We start from the raw sequence: 4,797 nt of genomic DNA, 5'->3' as shown, positions 1-4,797 counted from the left end.
CACTCACTCTCTCTGTATATCCATTCTTCTGTACAAGAAGTCGGAATCGCTCTTTCACTTTCAACATGACCTGCAGCCTCAATGGGATGGAGTTGTTGGGTGACCATGCCGCACCAGAGAGTTCCGCTTCCCCACCCCTGACGGATCACCCCAGCCGCGCCGCCCGCTGCCCCGCCAGCCGCGCCAGCATCCACCCCGGGTACTCCGCCGGCAGCGCGCTGACCTGGTCCAGCGCCGCCAACTCGTCGGCGTTCAGCTTCAAGGCCGTCGCCGCGATGTTGTCGTCCAGCTGCTCGACTCGCTTGGCCCCGATGATCACGCTGCTGACGGCCGGCTGGTGCAGCACCCAGGCCAGCGCGACCCGCGCCACCGACACGCCGTGCGCCTCGGCGATGCCGCGCATCACGCCGATGCAATCGTCGGCACGCGCCCGATTCACCGGCGGGAAATCGAAGGTGGTGCGCCGGCTGCCCTGCTCGGCACCCTGGCCGTCGCGCCCGTACTTGCCGCTCAGCAGGCCGCCGGCCAGCGGGCTCCACACCAGCAGCCCGACCTGCTCGCTGCGCAGCATCGGCACGATCTCGCGCTCCAGGTCGCGCCCGGCGATCGTGTAGTAGGCCTGCAGCGATTCGAAGCGCGCCTTGCCGTCGCGCTCGGCAATGCCCAGCGCCTTCGCGATCTGCCACGCCGCCCAGTTCGACACGCCCACATAGCGCACATGCCCCTGCTGCACCAGCGTGTCCATCGCGTGCACCGCCTCGTCGATCGGCGTCGACGGGTCGAAGCCGTGGATCTGGTACAGGTCGATGTGCTCCAGCTGCAGGCGCTTCAGGCTCGCCTTCACGCCGTCCATGATGTGAAAGCGCGACATGCCCGACGAATTGACGCCCTTGGCGCCGGTCTCGCCGAACACCTTGGTGGCGACGACCACCTTGTCGCGCGGCACCTTCAGGTTGCGCAGCGCCTGGCCGGTGATCTGCTCCGACAGCCCTTCGGAATAGACGTCGGCGGTGTCGATGAAGTTGATGCCGGCATCGAGCGCGCGGCCCACCAGCGCATCGGCCTCGTCCTGCTGCAGCTTGCCGATCTGGCTCCAGATGCCACCGGTCCCACCGAAGGTCATCGTGCCCAGGCACAGCTCCGAAACGAACAGGCCGGTGCGGCCCAGCTTGCGATGTTGCATGTCCAGCTCCTTGTGACGTTGCCCCGGGGAGCGGGGCCAGGGCGGCAGTGTCCCGCCGCGGGCCGCCGCCGCGCCAGCACGTTCCTGCAGAGTTCTTGCCCATTTCTCCAGACCACGGCGACCGGCGATGCACGGCCGCGTGGACGGCGCTAAGCTGCGACGCACCCGATCCTCCACGCACGATTCCCACGCACCTGACGACGCCATGGACGACCCCCTCGAACTCGACGACGCCCGCCGCTCGCTGGTGGGCCTGCTGAACCGCGCGACCGACGGCACCGAAGGCGTCGTGCAGACGCCGGTGCCCGGCCTCATCGTCTACCGCATCGCGAACCCGGGCGGGCCGAAGCACCATGTCTACGAGCCGGCACTGGCGCTGATCGCCCAGGGCTCCAAGCAGGTGATGGTCGGCGACGACATCCACACCTACGACGCACTGCACTACCTGGTGACCTCGGTCGACCTGCCGGTGGTCGGCCAGGTGCGCGTCGCGAGCGACACGCTGCCCTACCTGGGCCTGCGGCTGTCGCTGGACATCGCCGAGATCGGCGAGCTGATCCGCGACGAACGCCTGCCCGCCGCCGCGCACGCCGGGCCGGCGCGCGGCATCTACGTGAACCGCATCGCGCTGCCGGTGCTCGAGCCGGTGCTGCGGCTGCTGAAGCTGCTCGAGGCGCCGGCCGACATCGCGATCGTCGCGCCGCTGGTCAAGCGCGAGATCCTGTACCGGCTGCTGATGAACGGCGAAGGCGCGCGGCTGCGCCAACTCGCGCTGCAGGACAGCCACACGCAGCGCATCGCGAAGGCGATCGCGCGGCTGCGCACGAACTTCACGCACGCGCTGCGCATCGACGAGATCGCGCGCGACGTGCACATGAGCGTGTCGTCGTTCCACCACCACTTCAAGGCGGTCACCGCGATGAGCCCGCTGCAGTTCCAGAAGCAGCTGCGCCTGCAGGAGGCGCGCCGGCTGCTGCTCTCGGGCGGCATCGATGCGTCGAGCGCGGCGCACCAGGTCGGCTACGAGAGTGCCTCGCAGTTCGCGCGCGAGTACGGGCGGATGTTCGGCGCGCCGCCGACGCGCGACCGGCAGCGCTGGCTGGCCGAGAATGAGGTCGGCGAACCCGCCTGACGGCGGGTTCAGCCCGCCCTTCGCGCCGGCTCGCTCGCGTGCAGGTACTTGGTGTACAGATCGCGCGGCGGCGCCACGGAGATCGACTTGAGCACCTGCCCGACGTTGCCGCGGTGGTAGCCGCCGTGCGTGATGACGTGCAGCAGCATCTCCTCGCGGGACATGCGCCCGGCATCGCCATCGGTGAACGTGAAGCCCAGCGTCTCGGACAACGCCGCCTCGGACAGCCCCGACGCGTAGGCGACGTACCACGCGTCCGTCGCCGCCACGTCGCCGTGCAGTTGCGCCAGCGACGGGGTGTCCTTGGTGTTGGTGGCATCGAACGGCCGGGCCTCGCCGGCGAGGTGCGCACGGAAGATCCGGTCCACCACGTAGATGTGGTTCAGCGTCCGCAGGCACTGGTGAAGCGCATCGGCCTGCTCCGCGGGCAGCGTTCGCAGCAGCGCGAACAACTCCGCGTTGGCCCAGGCCTTGCAGGCGAACAGCGATTTCATCGAGGAGATGGACATGACGCAGCCTGTCAGGTGAAGAGGTGGAGCCTCGTCATCGTACCGAACTGACGTCCGGCCGCATCCCCGTCATCGTCGCCGGCCCGAAGATCGTCGCGAAGGCCACGTCCTTGGCATCGCGCCCCATCGCGATGCGCACCAGGTCGTCGACCGGCGACATCCGGGTCGGGTCGAACATCATCCAGCGCCCGCCCAGGTAGGCCTCGAACAGCGCATGGAAATCCGGTGGCGGCTCGTCGAAGCGCGCATAGCCGACCACCAGCCGCGCCGGGATGTTGAGCGCGCGGCAGAAGGTCACCCCCAGGTGCGCGAAATCGCGGCACACGCCGGCACGGTTGCGGAACACGTCGCAGGCGGTCGTCGTCGCGGTGCTCGAGCCGAGCTGGTAGTCGACGTTGTCGTGCAGCCAGTCGCAGATCGCCTGCACCCGCATCGCGCCCCGCGGCAGCTCGCCGAAGATCTTGATCGCCGCATGCGACAGCAGATCGGACTCGCAGTACCGGGTGGGCATCAGGTTGTGCAGCACCTCGTCGGGGAGCTCGGTGATCGCCATCTCGGCGGCAGCCAGGTCCACCGGCACCGGCCGGCGTTCGACCCGTGCCCGGTACTGCAGCCGCAGCGTGCCCTCGCCGGCCGACAGGCGCGCGAAGCGGTGGCCGACCGCCGGGTCCTCGTAGACGTGCACGCGCACCGCGGGTTCCACCTCCAGCGACTCGCTCAGCACGCGCTGGTCCATGCCGTCGAGCGCATGCAGCTGGAACAGGAAGTCCGCCGGCCCGGCCAGTTGGTAGCTCAGCTCGCAATCGACGTCGAAGTGTGGGTGCATGCGGCATTGCAACCCGGCGCGCGCGCCGCGCCCATCGGCCGGCTGCCCGCGGCGCTGTAGGACGAGGCTGGGCACAATGCAGCGCGATGAGCTCCCCCACCCCCTCGACCCTGCGCAGCGCCGCCGCGCTGGCCCTCGCCGCCGCGGTGTCGCTCGGCCTGGCGCGCTTCTCGTACGCCTTGCTGCTGCCGGCGATGCGCACCGACCTGGGCTGGAGCTACCTCACCGCCGGCGCGATGAACACCGTCAACGCCGCGGGCTACCTGCTCGGCGCGCTGGCCACGCCGCTGGCCCTGGCGCGACTGAGCGCGCGGCGCGTGCTGCTGGCCGGCAGCGCCGCGGCGGGCGCGATGCTGGTGGCGCACGGCCTGGTCACGTCGGATGCGGCGCTGTACGCGCTGCGCCTCGCGACCGGCATCGCCAGCGCCGCCGCGTTCATCTCCGGCGGGCTGATGGCGGCGCGCCTGGTCGGCAGCGATGGTGCGGCGCGCGCCGGGCTGGTCCTCGGGATCTACTACGGCGGCACCGGCGTCGGCATCGTCGCGTCGGCGCTGCTGGTGCCGCCGCTGGTCGCGCTGTCGCAATCGCACGCCTGGCAATGGGCCTGGATCGCGCTGGGCGCCGCGGCGCTGATCGCGACCGCCGTCACCGCACATGGCACGCGCGGCCTGGACGCCGCGCCGGCAGCGGCCTCGGCGCGCACCGGCTTCCAGGCGCGCGATTTCATGTTCGGCCTCGCGTCGTACACGCTGTTCGGCCTCGGCTACATCGGCTACATGACCTTCTCGGTGACGCTGCTGCGCGAGCAGCAGCTGGGCAGCGGGCTGATCACGGTGTTCTACGCCCTGCTCGGCCTCGGCGTGATCGCGTCGTCGTGGCTGTGGGCCGGGCTGCTGCAGCGCTGGCGCGGCGGGCAGCCGATGGCGCTGCTGAACGCCTTGCTCACGGTCGCGACGCTGTTGCCGGTGGTCAGCGCGCACCCGCTGGCCGGCTTCGTCTCGGGCGCGCTGTTCGGCAGCGTGTTCCTGTCGGTCGTCGCATCGACCACCGCGCTGGTGCGGCACAACCTGCCGGCCGCCGCGTGGCCGGCGGGCATCGCCGCATTCACGACGGTGTTCGCGGCCGGGCAGATCGTCGGCCCGAGCCT

5 protein-coding genes are annotated in these 4,797 nt (G+C 70.4%); 2 read left to right on the top strand and 3 right to left on the bottom strand.

Features of this window, described 5'->3' with window-relative positions:
* Window positions 1–145 precede the first annotated feature (145 nt).
* On the bottom strand, window positions 146–1,183 hold the full coding sequence (locus AC1D01_RS21120) for an aldo/keto reductase (RefSeq protein ID WP_477869744.1): 1,038 nt from the start codon (window positions 1,181–1,183) through the stop codon (window positions 146–148).
* Between the two features lie 205 nt (window positions 1,184–1,388).
* On the opposite strand from AC1D01_RS21120, the gene AC1D01_RS21115 reads away from it, so the two are divergent.
* A complete protein-coding gene (locus AC1D01_RS21115) occupies window positions 1,389–2,315 on the top strand; it encodes an AraC family transcriptional regulator (RefSeq protein ID WP_477869742.1) in 927 nt (308 codons plus the stop codon).
* Between the two features lie 8 nt (window positions 2,316–2,323).
* Here AC1D01_RS21115 and AC1D01_RS21110 read toward each other — a convergent pair whose 3' ends face one another.
* The gene (locus AC1D01_RS21110) at window positions 2,324–2,824 is read right to left on the bottom strand and encodes a DinB family protein (protein ID WP_477869740.1); all 501 of its coding nucleotides are present in this window, start codon (window positions 2,822–2,824) and stop codon (window positions 2,324–2,326) included.
* Window positions 2,825–2,858: 34 nt separating this feature from the next.
* Window positions 2,859–3,650, bottom strand: a complete 792-nt coding sequence (locus AC1D01_RS21105; RefSeq protein WP_477869738.1) for a transglutaminase-like domain-containing protein — start codon at window positions 3,648–3,650, stop codon at window positions 2,859–2,861.
* An 86-nt stretch (window positions 3,651–3,736) separates the two neighbouring features.
* On the opposite strand from AC1D01_RS21105, the gene AC1D01_RS21100 reads away from it, so the two are divergent.
* Window positions 3,737–4,797, top strand: a 1,061-nt coding sequence (locus tag AC1D01_RS21100) for a YbfB/YjiJ family MFS transporter (protein ID WP_477869735.1), incomplete at its 3' end; no start/stop codon positions are given.

This window comes from Rhizobacter sp. P3_B12 (genome assembly GCF_056402895.1).
This window is presented reverse-complemented; position numbering and strand designations above follow the sequence as displayed.